This window comes from Telmatobacter bradus (genome assembly GCF_048629425.1).
In the GTDB taxonomy this organism is placed as follows: Bacteria; Acidobacteriota; Terriglobia; order Terriglobales; family Acidobacteriaceae; genus Telmatobacter; species Telmatobacter bradus.
The window spans coordinates 2,369,594-2,391,848 of sequence record NZ_CP184532.1; the positions used below are offsets into that span (position 1 = coordinate 2,369,594).

The window sequence follows — 22,255 nt, forward strand, 5'->3', positions numbered from 1 at the left end:
GGTTGCAAATCAAAACCCATGGGGCCGCTTATGGGGCCGCCCATGGGTGGCCCTATGGGGCCTGTTCAGGTATCGGTGATCAAACTGCAGCCCCAGACGCTGCAATTGACCACTGAGTTGCCGGGAAGAATCACGGCATATCTGACGGCGGAGATCCGGCCGCAAGTGAATGGCATCATCCTGAAGCGACTCTTCCAGGAAGGCGCGATGGTCCATGCGGGCCAGGTACTTTACCAGATCGATCCTGCATCGTATCAGGCGTCCCTGGCACAGGCTAAGGCAAATCTCGCTTCCGCCGAGGCGAATCTGCCTTCGCTGCAAGCCAAGGCAGACCGCTACCGCGATCTGGCCGCGATCCATGCCGTCGGCCAGCAGGACTACGACGACGCCATTGCCTCACTCAAGCAGGAGCAGGCAACGGTGGAGTCTGACAAGGCGGCCGTAGAGAGCGCTCGCATCAATCTGGCGTACACGCCAATCACTTCGCCAATTACCGGGCGCATTGGCAAATCGAGTGTGACGGTCGGCGGGTTGGTCAGTTCTTACCAGACCACCGTGCTGGCGACGGTGCAGCAACTTGAACCGGTGTATGTGGATGTGGTGCAAGCCAACGCTGACCTGCTGCGGTTGCGCGCGCGCTTGGCGAACGGCCAGATGAAGTCTTCTGGAGCCCAGGGCAACAAAGTGAAACTTTACCTGGAGGATGGTTCGCTTTATCCGATCGAAGGCAAACTGGAATTCCGCGACGTGACCGTGGATACGACCACTGGTTCGGAGACCGTGCGCATGACGTTTGCGAATCCGAAGCAGGTTCTTCTGCCTGGTATGTACGTACGCGCAGTAGTGGATGAAGGCATCCGGCCAGATGCGCTGCTGCTGCCGCAGCAGGCCGTGAGCCGCGATCCTAAGGGAATGCCATTCATTTGGGTCATCAGGGTGGACGGCAAGGCTGAACGGCGCATGATCGAGGTGGATCGCGCCATCGGTAACCAGTGGTTGGTGAACAAGGGCGTGTCGGCTTCCGAGCAGGTAGTGATGGAAGGCGGCGATCAGTTGAAGGCGGGCATGCAAGTGCTAGCCGCTCCCTACAAGGGCGACACAACGGCTCCAGGAACAGCAGCGGCGCCGCAAGCGTCGTCAGGGAAGTAGGCCGGCGATGTCAAAATTCTTTTTGGAACGTCCAGTTTTTGCGTGGGTCATCGCCATCGGCATTATGGTCATAGGCTGCCTGGCCATTTACACCCTGCCTGTTGCGCAGTATCCACCCATCGCACCGCCATCGATCTCCATTACCGCGTCCTATGCGGGCGCTTCGGCAGAGACGGTAGAAAATACCGTTACCCAGATCATCGAGCAAAAGATGACAGGGTTCGATAACCTCCTGTACATGTCTTCGACCAGCGATTCATCCGGACAGGCCCGTATCGAGCTGACCTTCCGGCCTGGAACTGATCCAGATCTGGCTTGGGCGCAGGTACAAAATAAACTGCAGTTGGCGACCGCCAGCTTGCCTACAACAGTGCAGACCTATGGCATCACGGTCAGCAAGTCGACGCGCAATTATCTAATCTTTGTCTCCCTCATTTCGGAAGATGGCAGCATGGACGGAGCCGACCTGCGCGACTATGCACAGTCGAATCTGGAACAGGTGCTGTCGCGTGTGCAGGGAGTGGGCGAAGTAAGCACCTTTGGCAGTCAGTATGCGATGCGCATCTGGCTGAATCCTGACAAGCTGAATCAATACCAGTTGAGCATCTCCGATGTGACGACGGCGCTAAAGAACTACAACGTGGAAGTGTCGGCTGGACAGCTAGGAGGAATGCCCGCTCTGCCGGGGCAGCGGTTGAACTCCGCCATCATCGTACAGAACATGCTGAAAACGCCGGAGGAATTTGGCGCCATTCCTGTGCGTACAAGCACCAATGGCTCCATCGTACGCATCCGCGATATTGCGCGGACGGAGATGGGCACCGAATCGTATGACATGGATGCCTTCTACAACGGAAAACCGACAGCGGTGTTGGCTATTCGCCAAGTAACCGGTGCTAACGCGCTCGACACGGTCAAAGGGATCCGCGCCAAGGTCGACGAAATGAGCCGTTATTTTCCGCATGGTATGAAGGCGGTCTATCCGGTTGATACCACCCCATTCACGCGTGCGGCGATTCGAGAAGTTGAGAAGACGCTTCTTGAAGCGATTGTCTTGGTCTTCCTGATTATGTGGCTGTTCATGGGTAACATTCGGGCCACATTGATTCCCACCATCGCCGTGCCGGTGGTGCTGCTGGGCACTTTCGCCGTGTTGAGCGCATTTGGCTATTCGATCAACATGCTCACGATGTTCGCCATGGTGCTGGCCATCGGTCTGCTCGTCGACGACGCGATCGTCGTCGTTGAGAATGTCGAACGCGTGATGAGCGAAGAAGGCTTATCGCCGCGCGATGCGACGGCCAAATCGATGGAGCAAATCACCAGCGCGTTGGTTGGCATTGCTCTGGTGTTGTCGGCAGTGTTCGGACCGATGGCTTTCTTCTCCGGTTCAACGGGCATCATCTACCGGCAGTTTTCCGTTACCATCATTGCCTCCATGTTGCTGTCGGTGATCGTGGCTTTGATTCTTACGCCCGTGTTGTGCGCTACGTTTCTGAAGCCGGTGGAAAAAGGTGAGCCCGTGCGCGCGGGGCGGTGGTCGCCACTGCGCACCTTCCTAAACTGGTTCAACCGCATCTTCGATAAGATTCGCGAGTTTTATCTGCGGGTCGTGCAACATTCACTTAAGAGAAAACTGTTCTATGTGATTGGTTACGGATTGATTTTGTGCCTAGTAGGCTTCTTGTACCACCGGATGCCGACCGGTTTTCTTCCGGAAGAGGACCAGGGATCTGCGATTGCCTCGATCACTCTGCCGGCAGGATCAACACAAGAGCAAACACAAGCCGTCGTTGATCAGGTGTCCCGGTATATCCAGGAGAACGAAAGCTCATGCGTTGATGCCGCCATGGGGATCGTCGGCCAGGGCATGGGAGGACAGGCCCAGAACCAGGGCATGATCTATATACGCATGAAGGATTGGTCCGAACGCAGGGGCCCTGCGCTGTCGGCGCAGGCTCTGAGCGGCCGCATCATGATGCGGTTTATGGGACTCAAAAATGCGCGAGTTCTTGCATTTCCGCCGCCCGCCGTGATCGAACTGGGAACCGCGACGGGTTTTGACTCTGAACTGGTGGACTTTGGCAGCCTGGGACACCCTGGCCTGATGGCTGCGCGTGACCAACTCCTGGCCTTAGCCAACAAGGACCCACGGCTGGTACGTGTACGGCATAACGGGCTTGACGATGTTGCGCAGTTTCGTGTCGATGTGGATTGGGATAAGGCGGGTTCCCTGGGACTTTCGATTTCCGACATCCACGATGCAATCTCGACAGCATTCGGTGGAACGTATGTGAACAACTTTGTGAAGGGCGGACGCGCAAAGCGTGTATATGCGGAATCCGATGCGCAATTTCGCATGCTGCCGGAGGATCTTAACCGGATCTTCGTAAAGAGCAGCTCCGGCGAGATGGTTCCTTTCTCCGCCTTTGCTTCGACCCGGTGGTCGTATGGAGCGCCGCTTCTGGAGCGGTTTAACGGCTTCCCCTCACTCAACATTACGGGAGAGCCGGCACCAGGCCAAAGTTCGGGGCAGGCAATGCAAGCCATGGAAGAGTTGGTAGGAAAGTTGCCAAAGGGATTGCGCCTGGATTGGAACGCGCTCTCGTATCAAGAGCGGATGGCGACCAATCAGGGGCCGATGCTCTACGCATTTTCGATTCTCGTGATCTTTCTTTGCGTGGCCGCACTCTATGAAAGCTGGACGATTCCTTTCGTGAATCTGCTGATGCTGCCGCTTGGTGTTTTTGGCGCGCTGCTGGCGACAACATTGCGTGATATGCCGAATAATGTCTACTTCCAGATCGGATTCCTGACAACGCTTGGTCTCTCTACCAAGAATGCGATTCTGATCATTCAGTTCATCAAGCAACAGTTAGCGCAGGGAAAAGGATTGACCGATGCCACCCTGGCCGCGGTTCGCATCCGCTTCCGTCCGGTCATCATGACCTCACTGGCCTTCTTCTTCGGCACCTTGCCATTGGCATTGGCCAGTGGAGCTGGAGCAGGTGCAATGAAAGCAATTGGCACAGCGGTAACCGGTGGCATGATTTCCGCCACATTTATTGATCTGATCTTTATTCCGCTGTTCTTTGTTGTAGTCACGCAGTGGTTCGCCAAGAAAAAGAATGCGCCAGAGCTGCCCACCGGTGGTTCTACCCCGGTCAGCACGTCGGAGGCGATATGACGAAGAAGATCCAAGCTGTACTCTGTGCCTCGATTGGTACCGTCGTTTGTCTGACGGGATGTGCGCCGCACAAACAGACCTATCAACAACCGCAGATGCCCACAGCGCCTGCATGGAGTTCCGGTTTGCCGTCACAGCAAACGCCTGCTTCGGCTGCGGTGGCGGCTCCCACCGCCGCCGAAGTCAAGTGGCGGGACTACTATACCGATGATAAGTTGCGCCAGGTGATTGGCCTAGCGCTCAAGAACAATCGCGATCTTCGGATTGCCGTTCTCGACGTTGAAAAGGCAATGGCGCAGTACCGGCAGCAACGCGCAAGTCAATTTCCGGAGGTGGATGCGAGCGCCAGCGGTGATGCTTCCCGTGTGCCGGGCACAATGAACTATATGGGTACGGGAAGCTATACTTCGGAGACTGACACAATCGGAGTGGGGGTATCTTCCTGGGAGATGGATTTCTTCGGCCGGCTGAAGAATCTATCTCGTCAGCAAATGGAGTTGTATCTGGGAAGCGATCAAGGGCGCATCAGTACGCAGATTTCACTGATTGCTTCGGTGGCAAGCCAATACTTGACAGTGGGCAGCGATCAGGAGTATTTGCGCTTGGCCCAGGCGACGCTGGATTCGCAGAATGCCTCCTACGATCTTACCCGGCATATCCGTGACCGCGGAGTGGATTCGGACCTCGATGTGAGTGAATCGCTGAGCCAGGTACAGTCGGCGCAGGTGGATGTAGTGAAATATACACGCCAACTGAACGTCGATAAGAATGAACTGGAAGTGTTGGTTGGTGCTCCTGTTCCTGCAGAGCTCTTGCCCGACGGACTCTTTCCGGATGAGTCGTTCAAGGATATTTCGGTGGGGGTTCCATCGGATGTTCTGCTGCGCCGGCCGGATATTATCGAGGCCGAACATAATCTCAAGTCGTCCTATGCCAATATTGCGGCAGCCAGAGCTGCCTATTTCCCGACTATCTCGCTGACTGCGAGCGGAGGAGTAACCAGTGAATCGCTGGCTGACCTGTTCAAAGGCGGGCCGGGCACTTGGGAATTTAATCCCAAGATCAGCTTGCCTATCTTCGATGCCGGTTCACGGAAAGCCAAATACAAAACTGCGCAGATTGAGCGCGACACTTACATCGCCGACTACGAGAAGGCAATCCAGTCCGCCTTTCAGGAGGTCAGCGATGCGCTCAATGGCCGCGAGCGCCTGCTGGAACAACAGGAGGCACAGCAGGCCGAAGTGAAGACTCTGGCCGAGACCTATCGCCTCACCGACGCACGCTATAAAGCTGGCATCGATAATTACCTGAGTGTACTGGTCACACAACGGTCGCTCTACAGTGGACAGCAGTCGCTAATCAACATACGACTCTCTCGTCTAAGTAACCAGGTGACGCTCTATAAGGTGTTGGCGGGCGGCGCACAGTAAGAATTTGTCAAAGGGAACCCCATGCGAATCTCCAGATGTTTTTCTAGCAGATTGCTGTAAGGTCAATGCTTTAAAAGCGTAATGGTTCATCTTGCAATTCAACTAACCCAGATGGTCTGACAGACCAGGTTGCATGAAGGTATGAGACATATGAAAATCAGCTTCACCCTTGTTGCGTTCCTAATCCTTAGCGCCTCTGCGGTGGCGCAACAGATAGCGAATTCACCCTCAGCAGAGGCTTCTCATGCCTCTATTCTTCCAGATGCACCATCATCTCTAGGGGAACAGAATACTGCACTCCCAAAAGAAGATGCCCAGGCCCTTCCAAATGCTCCGGGCATTCTGGGGCCAATAGCCCCCATGGGCCCCGTACCTCCTCCGATGACGAATGCGCGGTTGACTCTGGACGATAAGTACAGAATCTACACGCACCAGACATTTGGACCTCCCGCATTGGTCTTTCCAGCACTGGGAGCCGCTCTCCGCATGGCAAATCCGCCGAACAACTACCCCCATGCATGGACTGACGGAGGGGGTGCTTTTGGAAGACTTTACGGAAGTACCATCGCGACGCAGACATCCAAGCGAACTGCTCAGTTCCTTACTGAGGCAGTATTGCACGAAGATCCGCGTTACCTACCTGCTCGCCCAGGCTCCAATGTAGGCGAAAGAGTGTTCCACGCTATTTCCTACACTTTTGTCGACAGGACAGACTCTGGCACACATACTCTTGCCTTTTCCAACTTCGCAGGTGCTGCCTCCGGAGGTTTTGTCGGTATGGCATATCTCCCAGATGGATTCAATGACCCCACACACGCGGGACAGCGCGCTCTCTCTGAATTCATGATGATCGGAATTGCAAATATAGCGGGGGAATTTGCGCCGGAACTGGCTCCGATTGTTCGCAAGATTCATATACCGAAGATAGTACCCGCTTGGTGGGTGCCGGAATCTCCGCAACACCCCTAATCAAAATAGAGCGGCCAGTTTTCCGCCGCTCCTCGCGAAGTACTGTGCGTATGAAAAACGTAAATGCAAAGATAGGGCGCTCACTGATGTGCTACAAAACAATGCGGAGTGCTGGCCACAAGCATTTAGGCGCCCTATACTCGTCACTGCTTCAGAGATGGATTTGGGCCGTCGTCATTGTGAGTTTGCCGTCACTGGCTTATGCACAGATCTCCTTTTCCTCTGCCATTGACCTGGCTCTGAAGAATAGTCCACGCGTGAAAATGGCGGAGGACGATGCTAAACGAGCAGCAGAGTCGCTCTCAGGGATTAAAAACGCCTTTATCCCGAGTATTACCGGCAGTAGCGGCCTTGGCGCATCTTCAGGGATTACTCTGAACGTCCCGACAATCTTCACGGTCAGCGCGCAATCGCTGGTTTTTAACTACTCACAGCCCGGCAATATTCGTGCGGGCCGTCTGGGGGTTCAGGCTGCCGACCTATCTCTTCGAGGAATACGAGAGCAGGTAGAAGAAGATGCTATTGTCACCTATTTGTCGATTGATAATGCGTATCAATGTCAGATGGCACTCACGTCGCAATACGAATTTGCGCTTCGTCTAGTATCCATTGTTCAAGAACGCTTTGAAGCGGGTTATGAAGACGAGCTTGAGTTGAAAAAGGCACGCCGGACAGCACTGCAGATCAAACTGCAGAAGTCCCAGATGGAAGATCTGTTAGTGACACTAAGCGAACACCTAAGGGAACTAACAGGATTGGAAAATGAATCACAATTTATTGTTCCGGAGAGTGTTCCCCGTGAGGAACTCTCATCTGTCACGCTCCTTGAGTCGGTGCCAACGTGTCCGGACTCACCTAGCATACTCTCCGCAGAAGCAGATGCAAAAGCGAAGCTTGAGCGAGCTACCGGCGAATCGAAATACACATGGATGCCACAGGTAGCATTCGAAGCGCAATACGGACGCATTAGTCCCTTCAATGGCGTTTCTAGCTACTACAACCTGAACGGCAACTACAATACTCTTTCCGCGGGTGTCCAATTCCAGTTTCCATTTCTGGATCTCGGTCGCAAGGCAAAGGCAAGGGAATCTATGGCCGAGGCGGCTCACGCTGAACATCAAGTAGCATCGCTGCGCAGCCAGCAACGTGAAGACTGCGTGCAACTGCAGCATTCCTCCTCTCAACTTGCAACAAGAGCTGAGCTGGCGGAGCTTGATCAGGAAATTGCAACCACTCAACTGAAAGTGGCTCTCTTACAGCAGGAACAAGGAGTCGTCACGAGCACTTCACCTCCTGTGACACCAAAAGAAGGCCAAAACGCGCGGATTCAGGAGCGTCAGAGATATGTGGATAGGATTCAAGCGACAGAGCAGCTTTACGAGGCAAAAGTTCACCTGCTTCGGCAGAGCGGAAAGCTCGATGAGTGGGTGAACTCACTTGCAGGCCATATCAAAGCTGGCCAATTAAACCCTTGACCCTCGGTCATTTCCTCAAGGATTTCACACTATCTTCTTGCCCTTCGTCAAAAGGGCAAAACAGTATCCGTTGTAGACCGAAAAGCGGCTTTACCTCAGATGCAAATTTGTACGAGCCTACAAGGCTACAAGAACAGGAACTCCCTTATGACAGACAATGCCAATTTGCAAGAGCCACGATTTGAGCACTTTCGCATTTGTATCCACTGTGGCAGCGCCTTCCGAAGAGAAGAGTTATCTGACAGAGCCATTACCTCTGGCATCTACACATGTCCGAAGTGCGGATTAGATAGCCCGCTCATTGTAGAGGTGCGGGAGGTCAACGCTCCCGACAAAAGCAGGAACAATTCACCAGATGAGGACTCGTCCGGTCAAAGGTAGGCAAAAGCAACGCCAGCATCCAGTGGCCATGGTTCATTCTCTTCTTTTGCCTGACTGCCGTTGCCAACAGCCACCTGCCGGTTGGCGGGCGGCCGCCATCTTTTTGCACGTAACAGTTGCTGAAGCCTAACGATGACAGTCTGACCGAGGACGCTCCACGCATGGAAATCTGCGCACCGGGTGAGCTGCTTTGCTTTTTGCTGGTGTGCAGTGCCCGGGTTATTTTGCCGGGTCGGCCGTCGAGGTGCGCTCAATTAGCCGGTGAGCCAGCACGATGCGGCGATAGCTGCGTTCGGGGTCTTCGATGCGCTGTAGCAAGAGCTCGGTGGCGGTGACGCCGATCTCGTAGGTGGGCTGTTCGATGACGGTCACCGATGGATTGACCAGATGGCTCCAGGCCGACTCGTCGAAGCAGGCAAAGGCGATTTCACCGGGGCAGGGACGGCCGCTTTCGACCAGCGCGCGGAAAGCGCCGGAGGCCATCAGGCCATTGCTGGCGATCAGCGCATCGATGGGTTCTGGTGCAGCCAGCAACTCGCGCGTGGTGCGGTAGCCATCCTCTTCGCGCGGCGCGATCTCTATAGCGCGGCAAAGCGTGCGATCCAGCCCGCTCTCCTCGATGGCCTGCCAGAAGCCGCGAGCGCGCGGGGTGCCGGTTACGCTTTTAGCGCCGAAGAGGCCGACCAGCGCGCGGCGTCCGCGGACGATCAGATGCTGGGCCAAATCGTAGCCGGCTTGCTGATTATCGATGAGTATGCTGTCGGCGAGCCCCGGTTTGACGGGCCGGTCGATGACGACCAGCGGCAGCGGCAGATCCTTGAGCGCCTCTTGCGCGCGCGCGGTGCGGGCCGTGGGAGCAAGGATGATGCCGGCGACGTTTTCGTCGATCAAGTGGCGCAGATAGAGCTCTTCCTTGTGCGGATCCTCATCACTGTTGCACAGAAAAACGGCGTAGCCTTCACGCAGGGCGCGGTCTTCGACGGCTCGGCAGATGCGGGTAAAGAAGGGATTCTGCACATCGGCGACAACCAGTCCGAGGGTCGTCGAACGACTCGAACGCAGATTGCGCGCGACGAGGTTGGGCCTGTACCCGAGTTCTTTGGCTGCGGCCTGAATCTTTTCACGCAGTTCGGCGCGAATGTAGGCCTTGCCCGCCAGGGCACGGGAAACCGTCGAGGTGGAAACTCCGCAGTGGGTGGCAAGATCGCGAATGGTAGTCATGGGGCGTGTTCTTTTCACCATAAATCACCCCGTTGGGCCAGAGGAATCGGTAAAATTTCTGCAATCGATTGCAGATAAAATCATCCTAGCATTAAAATAAAACAGACACTGATATTAAAATAGGTAACCTTATTAACATATTTAAAGTTATGTATTTACAGGTAAAAATTTAATTTCTTTCCGTTCCGGACGTTACGGAGGTTCGATTTGCCCTAAAAGAGATATTGACAGTTATTTCTGCAATCGATTATTGTTTGCGCATTCTGGGATGGAGCAGACCCCATGGTAGAGATTCAGACAGAAAACGTTCGAATGGCGAGTCAGGCCACCAGCAAGGAAGCGGCGATCGTTGAGGTGGCCGCACTGCTGGAGCAAAACGGTTTTGTAGCGCCGGGTTATGCCGCGAGCATGTTGCAGCGCGAAACGTTGGCGAATACCTACCTGGGTTCGGGTATTGCGATTCCGCACGGCGTCCCGGCTGACCGCGAAAAGATTCAGAAGACAGGCGTGGCGATCGTGCAGGTTCCGGGCGGTGTGGCGTGGCAGGCGGGCGAGCAGGCGTATCTGGTTGTGGGCATTGCGGCCCGCTCGGACGAGCACCTGGCGCTGCTGGGCAAGCTGACCGGGTTGCTGGGGAACGAGGCACGGTTGCAAAGGCTGGCAGCAACCAGCGACGTCGAGGAGATTGTGGCGGCTTTTGGCGCCGATGAGGCCGTGCAGGCGGGTAGCGCAACGCTGTCGGCGGCGGCGCGGACGGTGGATGCGGTGGTTGGACCGGCGCACGGACTGCATGCGCGTCCGGCGACGGTCTTTGCCACGCTAGCGCGCGGATTTGCGGCGAAGATCACGGTGACGCTAGCCGGTCGCACGGCCGATGGCACGAGCATGGCTTCGCTGCTGCAACTGGGCGCGGCGCATGGTGCGGTGGTTCGGATTGCTGCCGACGGAGCCGAGGCTGCCGAGGCTGCCGAGGCTCTGCGTCAGTTGAAGGAACAGATGGAGGCCGCCGAGGTTGAGGAGATGCCGAAGCGTGTCGTACGTCGGCATGGATGGAAACCCGTGCGTGAGCTGGCTACGCTGGCCGGCGTTCCGTTGGCACCGGGGCTGGCGATTGGCCGTTTGCGCCGACTGGGCGTTGAGCAGATCGAGACTGCCGCGCCGACCGACAATCCCACCGAAGAAAAACGGCAACTGCATCAGGCACTGCTTGAGGCGCGCGGCGAACTGGCCGAGTTGGCCGAGGAATCGAAGGCGCACGGAGCCACCGAGGCCGCGCAGATTCTTGCGGCTCAGGCCGAGATTTTGCGCGACGAGGAGTTGCTGGCGCGCATCGAGCGGCGCATCGACGAGGTGCCGAGCGCATCCTGGGCATGGCAGCAGGAGAGCGAGCGCCTGGCCGAGAAACTGGCCAACTCTGAGAACGAACTGATCGCCGGCCGTGCCACCGATGTGCGTGATGCGGCGGCGCGCGTACTGCGTTGTCTGCTGAAGATCGACAAGAAGCGGTGGGCGGAAGAGGACGACGAGCCGCAGATTCTGCTGACCGAAGAGCTGACGCCGTCGGAGGCAGCGACGCTCGATACGGCGCGTGTAGTGGGGTTCTGCTCGGCGCGGGGCAGCGCGACCTCGCATGTGGCGATTCTGGCGCGCTCGTTGAAGATGCCGGCGCTGTCGGGCATCGATGTTGATGCGGGAGAGTTGCAGGACGGCGATCTGGTGATTCTCGATGCCGATGCGGGCATGCTCTATCTGAATCCGAGCGACGCGGATCTGGAGTCGGCGCGTAAGGCGCAGGTGCTGTTGGCTGACACCGATGCTGCGATGCATGAGCGGCGTTTTGCGCCAGCGGTCACCGGCGATGGAGTGCGCATTGAGGTCTGCGCCAACATCGGCAAGGTCGCCGACGTGAGCAAGGCGCTCGCGTCGGGCGGCGAGGGTGTAGGACTACTGCGCACCGAGTTTCTGTTTCTGGATCGCGAAGACGCGCCCGACGAAGAGGAGCAGTACCAGAGCTATCGTGCCATGCTCGAGGCGCTCGACGGGCTGCCGCTGGTTCTGCGCACGCTCGACATTGGCGGCGACAAGCCGGTGCCCTACCTGCAGCAGGAAAAAGAAGAAAATCCTTTCCTCGGTGTGCGCGGTATCCGGCTCTGCCTGCGCCATCGCGACTTGTTCCGCACGCAGTTGCGCGCGGCCTTTCGCGCGGCGGCGTACGGCAATCTTAAGATCATGTTTCCGATGATCGCGAGCCCGGAGGAGATGCGTGCGGCGCGCGATTTTGCCGAAGAGATTCGTTGCGAGGTGGGTGCTGAGCCGGTTGAGATCGGCACCATGATCGAGGTTCCGGCGGCAGTACTGATGGGCGAAGAACTGGCCGAGGTAGCCGACTTCTTTTCGATCGGCACCAATGATCTGACGCAGTACGTGATGGCGATGGATCGCGGCAACACGGAGCTGGCACGCGAGGCCAGTGGTTTTCATCCGGCCGTGCTGCGCATGATTCGCAAGACCGTCGAAGCGGCCGAAAAACATGGCCGCTGGGTGGGCGTTTGCGGTGGACTGGCGGGTGAACCGGGCGGCGCGCTTGTGTTGGCGGGTCTGGGCGTACGCGAGCTGAGCGTCTCGGTTCCGTCTATTCCCGCCGTGAAGGATTCCCTGCGCAACACCACGCGCGTTGAGGCCGAAGCATTGGCACGCCGCGCGCTGGGTTGCGCGGATTTGAACGCGGTGCGCGCGTTATTGGCGGATGAAGGGGTGAATGCATGAAGCAGAGTTCTCGCATCGTGACGGTGACGCCGAACCCGGCCATCGATCAGACATTGGCGATTGCACACTTTGCCGCGGGCAAGGTGAATCGTGTGGAATCGAGTCGGCTGGACGCGGGCGGCAAGGGCGTGAATGTGGCCACGCTGCTCGGCGATCTTGGGGTGCAGGTTTGCGTCACGGGATTTTTAGGTGCGGAAAACGCGACGATCTTCGAGACGCACTTTGCTGCACATCATCTGGAAGACCGCTTTGTGCGCGTGGCTGGGGCGACGCGGATCGGCATCAAGATTGCCGACACAGCGACGGCCGAGACCACCGACATCAACTTTCCCGGCGTCGAGGTGGACGGCGCGGCGCTGTCACAGCTGGAAACAACGGTGGCCGATTTGGCCGCGAGCAATGAGTGGACGGTGCTCTCCGGCAGTTTGCCGAAGGGGCTCGACGCTGATTTTTATCGCCGCATGATTGATGTCGTGCATACGCATGGCGGCAAGGTCGCGCTCGACACGAGCGGAGCGCCGCTGCATGTGGCCGTTGCGGCGCGGCCAGAGATTCTTAAGCCGAATGTAACGGAGCTCGAAGAGTTGGTCGGTCGCGCGTTGCCGACGATGGAGGCAATTCGCGCGGCGGCCGAGGAGTTGCTGGTGGATCGCACGCAACTGGTCGTCGTCTCGATGGGGGGCGATGGGGCGCTGTTTTTGACGCGGGAAGAGGCGCTTGTGGCGCGGCCGCCGAAGGTCAAGGTCGTGAGCACGGTGGGCGCTGGCGATGCGATGGTGGCCGGACTCGTCTCCGCGCAGACGCAGGAGCTAACGCTTGAGGAAACGGCGGCCTTGGCCACGGCCTTTGGCGCTTATGCGGTCACGCGTTGCGGCGCTGGATTGGAAGCTGAACGCGTGACCGCGCTCAAGGAACAGGTCAAGTTGGAGAAGCTGGCGGGACGCGCGATCGCGGTCGAAGGAGTATTGTGATGCCCAAGGGAATGGTTCTGCTTAGCGCGCAGCTTGGTGCAAGCCACGCGCGCATGGCCGAAGAGGCGCTGAAGAACGTGGCCAGCCGCCACGGCTATGCACTTGAGGTGCGCACGCAGGTTGAAGACATGGCCGAGACGGCGATTGCGTCTTTGCGGCTGGAAGAGATCGAGCGCGTGATCGTGGCGGGCGAAGCGAGTTTTGACGCAGAATCCCCAGAGCGAGACAAGCTGGTCTTCGTTCCGGTAAGCGTGCTGATTCAGCATCCCGAGATCGCTCTCGGGCTTGAGGAGAAATTGGCGCCGGTCGTGACCGCGCCCGTCGTGATGGCTCCGCCCGAACCGGTGGCTGAGCCTAGGGTCGTGCGTCTGGTTGCCATCACCTCGTGCCCGACCGGCATCGCGCACACCTTCATGGCGGCGGCCGCGCTGCAGAAGGCCGCTGAAGAGCTCGGCTACGCAATGCATGTGGAGACGCAGGGGTCGGTAGGTGCGAAGAACACACTCTCCGCAGAGGAGATTGTGCAATGCTCGGCCGCGATCATTGCCGCCGATACGCACGTCGATCCAAGCCGTTTTGCGAATGTTCCGCTGTTGAGTACCTCGACCAACGATGCGATTCATCACGGCAAAGATGTGCTCGCGCGCGCGCTGGCATTGCCGAAGCCCTCGGCTTCGGGACCCAAGACCGCGGCTTCCCCGCAAGTGGTCAGGCGCGAAAGAACGGGTGCGTATAAGCATCTGATGACCGGTGTATCACACATGTTGCCGTTGGTCACGGCGGGCGGTTTGCTGATTGCGCTGGCCTTTGCCGTCGGCGGCATTCACGCAGGCGATGCGACGGGGTCGTTCGGATGGACGCTGTTGCAGATCGGCTCGGGCGCGGCCTTCAAGCTCTATATTCCGATGCTGGCGGCCTACATCGCGTACTCGATCGCGGACCGGCCGGGGCTGTGCGCTGGCCTCGTCGGCGGCATGCTGTCGATGTCACTCGGGGCAGGTTTTTTGGGCGGCATCGTCGCTGGCTTTCTCGCCGGCTATGTCACCAAGCTGCTCAATGACGCGCTGCCGTTGCCCGAAGCATTGGCGGGACTGAAGCCAGTTCTGATTCTGCCGCTGCTCTCGACATTGATCGTGGGTCTCGCGATGATCTACGTTGTTGGCACTCCAGTCAGGATCGCACTGGGCGCGCTGACCGCGTGGTTGAGCGGCATGCAGCAGGGAAGCGCGTTGCTGCTCGGACTGCTGCTGGGCGGCATGATGGCTTTCGACATGGGCGGGCCGGTGAACAAGGCAGCCTACACGTTTTCCGTCGGTCTGCTGGCCTCGAATGTGCATGAACCGATGGCGGCAGTGATGGCCGGCGGCATGACATCGCCGATTGGCCTAGCCTTGGCCACGCTGCTGGCGCGTCGTCGCTTCACGTCGAGCGAGAGGCAACTGGGCAAGGTCACGGCGGTGCTAGGGTTGAGCTTTATCTCCGAGGGTGCGATTCCCTACGCGGCCAGCGATCCGTTGCGCGTGATTCCTTGCCTGGTTGTTGGCTCGGCGATTACGGGAGCAATCTCGATGGCAGGCGGTTGCCAGTTGATGGTGCCGCACGGCGGCATCTTTGTGTTGATGATTCCCCACGCCGTGACGCATCTGCCCGTCTACGCACTGGCGATTGTAGCCGGTTCGCTGGTAACGGCCCTTCTGCTGGCCATCTTTAAACGAAAGCCGCAAGAGGTTACCACGCTTTAAGCGGAAGCACGGGGCTGCTTTTCGCTCGCGGCTCTTGCGCCTCTCTTGTATAGAACCGTCTCTCTCTGTTCGCCGCTGCTGTTGATGCGCAGCGCAGAGGGGATCCCTGTTTCCATTTTCCGGTGTTCGCAGACACGAAAAGGATCGCACCATGAAAGAGCTCTTTCGCTGGACCCTCTTCCTCGGCCTTATACCCACCACGCTGTTTGCGCAGAAGAATGCCGTGCCGCAACAACCAGAAACCCGCACCGCGCCCAGGGTTGAGCCCGTGCGCCCCGGCTTCTTCAACGGGCCCGATGCGCCCCGGCTTCTGGGCGACTATAGCGGTTGGCAATCGACGCTTGCGCGCAAGGGTATCACCTTCACCGGCTATTGGACGGGGATCGCCTCAGGCAACCCGATCGGTGGCGCGAAGCAGGGCCACATCACCACCGTTGACGATACCTTCATCGTCGCCAATCTTGATCTTGGCCGCATGGCGCACATCAAAAAGGCCGGGCTACAGATGAGCTTTATCGATCGCGGTGGCCACGGCCTGTCGAACGAATACATTCAGGGCCAGTACAACGTGCAGCAGTGCGTTGGCGGCCAGTCGCCCTTCTTCTATCAGATGTTCTTTCAGCAGGAGCTGGGCGCAGGCAAGGTCCTTTACAAGGCAGGCCGCCTGTCGGCTTCCGACGACATGAACGCCTCGCCCCTCTACAGCCTCTATCTGAATAACGGCATCGACGGCGACATTCGCAACATCCTCTTCGACACGCAGTCGAGCGCTTACCCGTTCCCCACCTGGGGTGGCTATCTGCGCTATCAAATCAGTAAGCGATTTTATATGAAGAATGCCGTCTTTCAGACGACCAAGAACGTCTTCGATCCGGGTCTGCACGGCGTCGACTGGGGCGTGCATGACGGCGATAGCATCATCACCATGCACGAGTTGGCCTGGACGCCGGAGATAGTGCAGAGTAAGGGTAGCGAGCGCACGACGCTACCCGGCCACTACTGGCTTGGCAGTACCTACTCGCCCTGGACCGGCTTCACGCAGTTTCTGAGTACGAAGACGGTCGGCAACTCCTATGGCTTTTATGTGCATGGCGACCAGATGCTCTGGAGGCGTTCCTCCACAAGCAATGCGGGACTCACGCTGTGGACGGCGGCGGCTTATTATCCGCAGCAGAACGTCTCAATTGTGCCGGTGCAGATCAACGTCGGCCTCGTTGATCAGGGACGCTTCGGCCATCGCAGCGAAGACAAGACCATCTTCGGTTTCATCTACGGCCAGTTCAGTCGCGACTATGCCAAGAGCATCGTGGCCAAGGGGAATGGCAATCCCTCGCACGAGATGGTCGTCGAACTGGCGCATCGTATCCAGATCGCGCGGCACACCTTCGTGCAACCGGATCTGCAGGTAGATATTCGACCGGCCGGCACCGGGCACATTCCCACCGCAGTTGTGCCCGGCATGGAGATTGGAATCGTCTTCTGAGCAGAAATCATGCATCGTTTGCACAGTAAGTATGGACCGATCCTGATCCAACGGGAGTTCCCCCGGTTCTGCCGGGGAGGCAGTAGCAGGTTGACATTTACGGGAGTCCATCCAAAAACATCTATTGCGCACAGCATCACGCCTTGTGAATCTGACCGCCGTTTTATGTCTTCCGGGTTGGCGTATCTTTTGTATGACCATGATGAATCATGAAGATCATAACGCCGCCCCGGAGGTAGCAATGACAGTAACTGCACCACCCATCACCGGCATTCGTGCCAGTTGTAGATATGCATTCATAGCAGTTTCAGCCAACGCTGGCCTTCCTACCGAAGCAAATGATAGAACCTCATCTGTTTTTGCAGTTGTTCTAGATCAATGGGTTTCATCAGATATGCATCGCAGAGTTCCTTGAAGCAGAGAAAGACTTCTCTCACTTGCTGCACGGTTGTTGTCATGAAAATCTTTACACCAAAAGTGGACAAAATCCCCTGCGCTTCTTCGAGAGACCGTATTCGCCGAACCGCTTCGCGGCCGTCCATTTCCGGCATCATGATATCCATGCAGATCAGATCGTACGTTTGCTTGCGCTCAATCGAAACGCGGAACATATCCACGGCTTCTCTGCCGTTGACGGCCACATGACATTCACCATGGCGGGCCAGGAATGTTTGCAGCAAGAACCGGCATGTAAAGTCATCTTCAACCAGGAGCATGCGCAGTGGTCGTGAATCGGGATGGGACGACACTGTTTCTGTGGACGTGGATGGATGCTCTTCCCGCAGCCGAATCAGATCGGCCATAACTTCGCGGGTATCTGCCTCGTTGCTCACTTCAGCATTCCGAATAAGTTCCTGTAACTTGTCCGTGGCGCACAGCAGAACGGCAATTTGCTCCGAAGTGGGAGCAACGTTGCGGGAACGAATCAGTGCCGCTGAGGTTTCTGTTTGATACGCAAGCTCACGGATATTCACTAGATCAAATAAATCTGCGGGGCCACCGATGGCGTGCGCGGCTTGTAGAATGCGTTTTAGGCGCTCATCGTTGATTCTGGATTCGCTCATCTTGATGGCCAGTAGTTCTGTCTCCATCGCATCCAGATTCTCGCGGCAATCGGCCAGGTAATCCTGTACCAATTCATCGTTCACATTGGTCATTTTCCGTTCTCCTCGATCCCCGTATTATCACTTTTCCGAGGTGTCCATCCGTCTTGTTCCACCGTCGTTTTAAAGCGGTTAAATTCGCTGGTTATGTTCCCCAAAAGGTCTCTACAGTAATCCAACTGACCAAGCGAGGAAGCTGTTTCGATTGCCAGGGCCGCCAAGCGCAAATCCTCAGCTGCCACAGTTGCAGCCGCGCCTTTTAGAGAATGCGCCTCTAGTCGTAAGCCAAAAGCATCCGAAGCACCGAGTAACTCGCGTAGATGTTTCAATTGGGCGGGAACACTGTCGAGAAATCCCTTCAGCAGGGTCCGAGCAAGTTCCCGATCGTCCATGAGTCTATGCAACAGAGCGTCCGCATCGAAGATAGTCGTCTCTGCCTGCTTCATGTTGGGCACAGGCGGAATCGGAGCAGATTGTGACAACCATCGCGCAAGTGCAGCCGCCAAACGAGGTAGTTCCACTGGTTTGGCTAGATAGTCGTCCATCCCTTCGCGCAAGCATCGTTCACGGTCTGACGGCATCGCACTGGCTGTTAGAGCAATGATCGGAATATGTACTTGCATTGACTGGCGAATGCGGCGGGTCGCTTCGTAACCGTCCATCAACGGCATCGCGCAGTCCATTAGCAACAGGTTGTAGTTTCCATGCTTGACCGCTTCAACGGCATCGGCCCCATTCGTGACGGCTTCGCCGTTGTATTTTAGTTTTTTCAGCTGTGCTAGGATTACCTCGCGGTTGGTGGAGTTGTCCTCTGCCACCAGTATCCTTTCGCCTTGCCCAAGAGGGATCGGACTAAGCGGTGCGCTGCCGGGTGCAGACTTTCGCTGGGCAGCGGACTTGGGGATGCATTCATGTTCATCGAGTACCACCTGTTCAAAAGTTGCTGTAAACCAAAAGATAGAACCCTTGCCCTCCTGGCTTTCGACTCCGATGGTGCCCCCCATCATTTCGACGAGTTGTTTGCAGATTGCCAGTCCGAGCCCCGTTCCGCCGTACTTGCGTGTCGTCGAGGAATCGGCCTGAACAAATGGCGAGAAGAGCGCGGAAAGTTGCTCCGGACGGATTCCAATTCCCGTATCGGCGATGGTGAAACGAACCGTTATCGTGCGATCAGGACGACTATCTAATTTAGCATTGAGTATGATCTTACCGCTGTGAGTGAACTTAATGGCATTCGCAATAAGATTGGTAAGCACTTGGCGCAACCGGTGTGCGTCGCCCCGCAAAGTATCTGGAATGTCGGGCGAGATACGCACGTCCAGAAGGAGCCCCTTGGCAGTTGCCTGAACGCGCAATAGTTGGACCACCTCTTCGATCGTGTGGTTCAAGTCAAAACGAAGATTCGTGAGGACGACCTTCCCAGCCTCGATCTTGGACAAGTCGAGAATGTCGTCAATGAGGGCCAAGAGAGTACGCCCGCTGTGTTGAGCTACTTCGACGTATCGCCGTTGCTCGGCCGTAAGATCTGTTTCCAAGAGCAACTGATTCATACCAATAACGCCGTTCATTGGCGTACGGATTTCATGACTCATGTTGGCCAGAAAGCGGCTCTTTGCCTGGTTGGCTGCATCTGCCCTCTCCCGGCGCTTCCTCTCAGATATTTCTTGAAATACCACTACAACACCGTCAGGTTTACCATCTCGCAGAATCGGCGTGCAGGTATACGCTACGGGAAAGCTGGTTCCATCCTTTTTCCAAAAAACCTCGCTATCGCAGTAATGAACCTGGCCATCTCGAAGAGCCTTGTAAATAAGACAGGCCTCTTTCGGGTAAGTTGAGCCATCAACATACGAGTGGTGGATCATCATGTGCTGTGGCTTTCCGATCAATTCCTCGTCCGAAAACCCTAGCATTGCCAAAGCCGCTGGATTGGTAAAGGTTGTGAGCCCGTCGGGATCCAGACCGTAGATACCTTCTCCTGCGGCACTGAGAATGAGCCGGTGCATGTCACTGGTCTTCTCAAGTTCCAATCGAAGCACCGTTTCCTGCAATTTGGCGCTTTGCTCGCGGGCCTCCTGCAGTCTTGCTTCGGTCATTTTGCGCTCGGTAACGTCCTTGCTGGTGCCAACCATCCCCCGGAATTCACCCTCTGGCGAAAAACGTGGTGTGGCATCGGTCTCGATCCAGCGCCACTCGCCATCGGCTCGCCGACTGCGTTGTTCAGTTTTGAAAGGTGCATGTTCTTTTAAGGCACGGTTGAATTCAGTGATGAATTTCGGCGCATCGTCTGGGTGAATCAGCGATACCCAGGAGCCAGGGGAAACCTGTTCTGAGACCATGCCGCAAAACTGACGATACGTCTTGTTGATAAAGCGCTCTCCACCCTCCTCGTCTGTGACCCAAATTCCAATCGGGCAGCTATCTGCCATGACGCGGAAGCGATGTTCGCTCTCAATAAGCGCATGTTCCGACCGCTTACGCTCGGTGATATCGCGAAAGAACCACACGCGCCCTCCGCGTTCAGGATTTTCGCCACGCAAGCTGGCAGAATAGCGCTCCAGTGTCCGGCCGTCCTTCATCTCAAACTCGCAATGGTCCTCTGTCGTCGGATCCGAGTACAATTCGCGAACCCGCGCTAAGAATGCCTCAGGATCTTTGACAAGTTCGACGCCAGCAGATAACACCGAGTCGTCTGGCACGGTCACAACCCCACCGTCGAATTCTCTTGCGTGCATCGATGGATCTATCTTCCACACTTCCAAGAATTTTTTATTGTGCGCGACGACATTGCCTGCGTCGTTAACCACCAAAATTCCGTCCAGTGATACATCCAGGATGGCGGAGATCAATGAATGTTGAAAGTTACGATGCCTGGCTTCGGTCTCGGCGGTAAGTTTGGCAAGGCGAGAAGCATCCTCACTCTGCCGGCGCTCTGTGATGTCTTCCAGGTGAACTACAAAATGTACCGGATTGTCGCCACCGTCTCGAACCAGCGAGGTCCTCGCACGCACCCATACAACATCTCCGTTGCAACGGTAGCTACGCATCTCATCGTCCACATAGCCTCCCGGTTTCTCAAGCAAAAGCTTCATCTTGTTCAGGAAGGATTCAAGATCATCTGGGTGAATAAGTTCAACCCAGCTGATGCGACACAACTCCGCCGCAGAATAGCCAAGCATTCGGCAAAGTGCCTCATTCACCTGAATAAAACACCCGTCCATCCCGCTCACGCACATACCAAACGGAGCATATTCAAAGATGCCGCGAAAACGTTCTTCGCTCTCGCGCAGCCTGATCCGGGACTCATTGCGTTTCGTGTCGTCTCTTAGAATGGCCGTGGCTGCCGTCACTTTGCCCGCCGAATCAAAGATAGGGGATCCAGTAGCGGTAACATGAACTTCACGCCCATCCCCACGCCGGCACACGCCTTCATAATTTGATATGCGGTGTCCGTGCGATATCTGGTCAATACACCACGCCATCTGGGGCAGCCGATCCGCAGGAGTCATGAGGGTTACACTCTGCCCGATCGCCTGTTTTGCGGTTAAGCCAAGAAGCGCTTCAGCGCCATGGTTCCAAGTAAGAATCACGCCCTCTGCCGTAGTGGAGATGATGGCATCCTCGGAGGCTTCCACTATAGCGGCAAGAAATGCTTGCGCTGCCTCTTGCGCCCGTTGTTCTGTCACATCTTGCTTAACGGCTATATAGCCGTTAATGGTTCCTTTAGAATTGTGTACGGGGGCAATCCGCATCTCCTCGTTATAGAAAGTGCCATCCTTGCGCCGATTGGTCAATTCTCCATGCCAGACATTGCCAGATTGGATCGTCGCCCAGAGCTCCTGATAGAACGTAATGGGATGGCGTCCTGATTTGAGGATGGAAGGTTTTTGGTCTAGGACTTCTTCTCTGGTGTAGCCCGTCATTACGGTAAATGCTGGATTAACGTATTGAATTCTTCCGTTTGCATCTGTGATGACAATGCCGTTTGCAGCCTGTTCCACAGCCGCGGACAGGCTTGCTTGCTCTATGGCTCCTTCCGTACTGTGTACAGACCGGTCAGGCACAATCTTCAACTCCGGTTTCTCTTATCGGCCCAACTTTCTAACCGTAGAGCATATAGAAAAAGATCGCTGCAATATTCATCTCGTCAGTTCCGGGAAAAGTTACGGAATTTCCATGATGGGCAAAACTGCGGCTCTTGTTCTGATGCGGGCTCCAGTAGCCGGTTCAACGAACTGCCCGGCTTGCTCTACACGCTATTCGAGAATCTAGCTATTTACTTGACTCCACCAGACACAATCGCTTGTGGTTTCACCAACTTCGCGAACGGAATCGGCTCCATCGGAACGGCTTGTTGTACCAATCAATAAAACAGTTT

Annotated in this window: 11 protein-coding genes; 8 read left to right on the top strand and 3 right to left on the bottom strand. The window is 56.4% G+C overall.

What is annotated here, in order from left to right; all coding sequences use genetic code 11:
* Positions 1 to 54 precede the first annotated feature (54 nt).
* From ACOBR2_RS09890 to ACOBR2_RS09905, 4 genes are all read left to right on the top strand, one after another.
* Positions 55 to 1,149, top strand: a complete 1,095-nt coding sequence (locus tag ACOBR2_RS09890) for an efflux RND transporter periplasmic adaptor subunit (RefSeq protein ID WP_420239847.1) — start codon at positions 55 to 57, stop codon at positions 1,147 to 1,149.
* A 7-nt stretch (positions 1,150 to 1,156) separates the two neighbouring features.
* On the top strand, positions 1,157 to 4,336 hold the full coding sequence (locus ACOBR2_RS09895) for an efflux RND transporter permease subunit (RefSeq protein ID WP_420239848.1): 3,180 nt from the start codon (positions 1,157 to 1,159) through the stop codon (positions 4,334 to 4,336).
* Positions 4,333 to 5,766 (top strand): efflux transporter outer membrane subunit, encoded by a 1,434-nt coding sequence (locus ACOBR2_RS09900; RefSeq protein ID WP_420239849.1) that lies wholly within the window; start codon positions 4,333 to 4,335, stop codon positions 5,764 to 5,766. Before ACOBR2_RS09895 ends, ACOBR2_RS09900 begins: the two co-directional genes overlap by 4 nt.
* A gap of 1,019 nt (positions 5,767 to 6,785) precedes the next feature.
* Entirely contained in the window at positions 6,786 to 8,210 is a 1,425-nt protein-coding gene (locus ACOBR2_RS09905; RefSeq protein WP_420239850.1) for a TolC family protein, read from the top strand.
* A 600-nt stretch (positions 8,211 to 8,810) separates the two neighbouring features.
* Here ACOBR2_RS09905 and ACOBR2_RS09910 read toward each other — a convergent pair.
* The gene (locus ACOBR2_RS09910) at positions 8,811 to 9,812 is read right to left on the bottom strand and encodes a LacI family DNA-binding transcriptional regulator (RefSeq protein ID WP_420239851.1); all 1,002 of its coding nucleotides are present in this window, start codon (positions 9,810 to 9,812) and stop codon (positions 8,811 to 8,813) included.
* A gap of 282 nt (positions 9,813 to 10,094) precedes the next feature.
* Here ACOBR2_RS09910 and ptsP point away from each other — a divergent pair, with 282 nt between their 5' ends.
* From ptsP to ACOBR2_RS09930, 4 genes are all read left to right on the top strand, one after another.
* Positions 10,095 to 12,578 carry a phosphoenolpyruvate--protein phosphotransferase gene (ptsP, locus tag ACOBR2_RS09915; protein ID WP_420239852.1) on the top strand — a complete coding sequence of 828 codons (2,484 nt, stop codon included), beginning with the start codon at positions 10,095 to 10,097 and terminating at the stop codon, positions 12,576 to 12,578.
* Complete coding sequence (gene pfkB, locus ACOBR2_RS09920) at positions 12,575 to 13,549, top strand: 1-phosphofructokinase (RefSeq protein WP_420239853.1); 975 nt, start codon at positions 12,575 to 12,577, stop codon at positions 13,547 to 13,549. Before ptsP ends, pfkB begins: the two co-directional genes overlap by 4 nt.
* Positions 13,549 to 15,291 carry a fructose-specific PTS transporter subunit EIIC gene (locus tag ACOBR2_RS09925; protein WP_420239854.1) on the top strand — a complete coding sequence of 581 codons (1,743 nt, stop codon included), beginning with the start codon at positions 13,549 to 13,551 and terminating at the stop codon, positions 15,289 to 15,291. Before pfkB ends, ACOBR2_RS09925 begins: the two co-directional genes overlap by 1 nt.
* Before the next feature lie 151 nt (positions 15,292 to 15,442).
* Positions 15,443 to 16,774 carry a carbohydrate porin gene (locus ACOBR2_RS09930; protein ID WP_420239855.1) on the top strand — a complete coding sequence of 444 codons (1,332 nt, stop codon included), beginning with the start codon at positions 15,443 to 15,445 and terminating at the stop codon, positions 16,772 to 16,774.
* Positions 16,775 to 17,100: 326 nt separating this feature from the next.
* Here ACOBR2_RS09930 and ACOBR2_RS09935 read toward each other — a convergent pair whose 3' ends face one another.
* The gene (locus ACOBR2_RS09935) at positions 17,101 to 17,931 is read right to left on the bottom strand and encodes a response regulator (protein ID WP_420239856.1); all 831 of its coding nucleotides are present in this window, start codon (positions 17,929 to 17,931) and stop codon (positions 17,101 to 17,103) included.
* Positions 17,928 to 21,941 (bottom strand): PAS domain S-box protein, encoded by a 4,014-nt coding sequence (locus ACOBR2_RS09940; protein ID WP_420240004.1) that lies wholly within the window; start codon positions 21,939 to 21,941, stop codon positions 17,928 to 17,930. Before ACOBR2_RS09940 ends, ACOBR2_RS09935 begins: the two co-directional genes overlap by 4 nt.
* Positions 21,942 to 22,255: the final 314 nt, after the last annotated feature.

Bases quoted from the DNA above. Each gene is read 5' to 3' on its own strand.
- ACOBR2_RS09890 (WP_420239847.1), top strand. From the start codon at position 55: ATGGGGCCTGTTCAGGTATCGGTGATCAAACTGCAGCCCCAGACGCTG.
- ACOBR2_RS09895 (WP_420239848.1), top strand. From the start codon at position 1,157: ATGTCAAAATTCTTTTTGGAACGTCCAGTTTTTGCGTGGGTCATCGCC.
- ACOBR2_RS09900 (WP_420239849.1), top strand. From the start codon at position 4,333: ATGACGAAGAAGATCCAAGCTGTACTCTGTGCCTCGATTGGTACCGTC.
- ACOBR2_RS09905 (WP_420239850.1), top strand. From the start codon at position 6,786: ATGAAAAACGTAAATGCAAAGATAGGGCGCTCACTGATGTGCTACAAA.
- ACOBR2_RS09910 (WP_420239851.1), bottom strand. From the start codon at position 9,812: ATGACTACCATTCGCGATCTTGCCACCCACTGCGGAGTTTCCACCTCG.
- ptsP (WP_420239852.1), top strand. From the start codon at position 10,095: ATGGTAGAGATTCAGACAGAAAACGTTCGAATGGCGAGTCAGGCCACC.
- pfkB (WP_420239853.1), top strand. From the start codon at position 12,575: ATGAAGCAGAGTTCTCGCATCGTGACGGTGACGCCGAACCCGGCCATC.
- ACOBR2_RS09925 (WP_420239854.1), top strand. From the start codon at position 13,549: ATGCCCAAGGGAATGGTTCTGCTTAGCGCGCAGCTTGGTGCAAGCCAC.
- ACOBR2_RS09930 (WP_420239855.1), top strand. From the start codon at position 15,443: ATGAAAGAGCTCTTTCGCTGGACCCTCTTCCTCGGCCTTATACCCACC.
- ACOBR2_RS09935 (WP_420239856.1), bottom strand. From the start codon at position 17,931: ATGACCAATGTGAACGATGAATTGGTACAGGATTACCTGGCCGATTGC.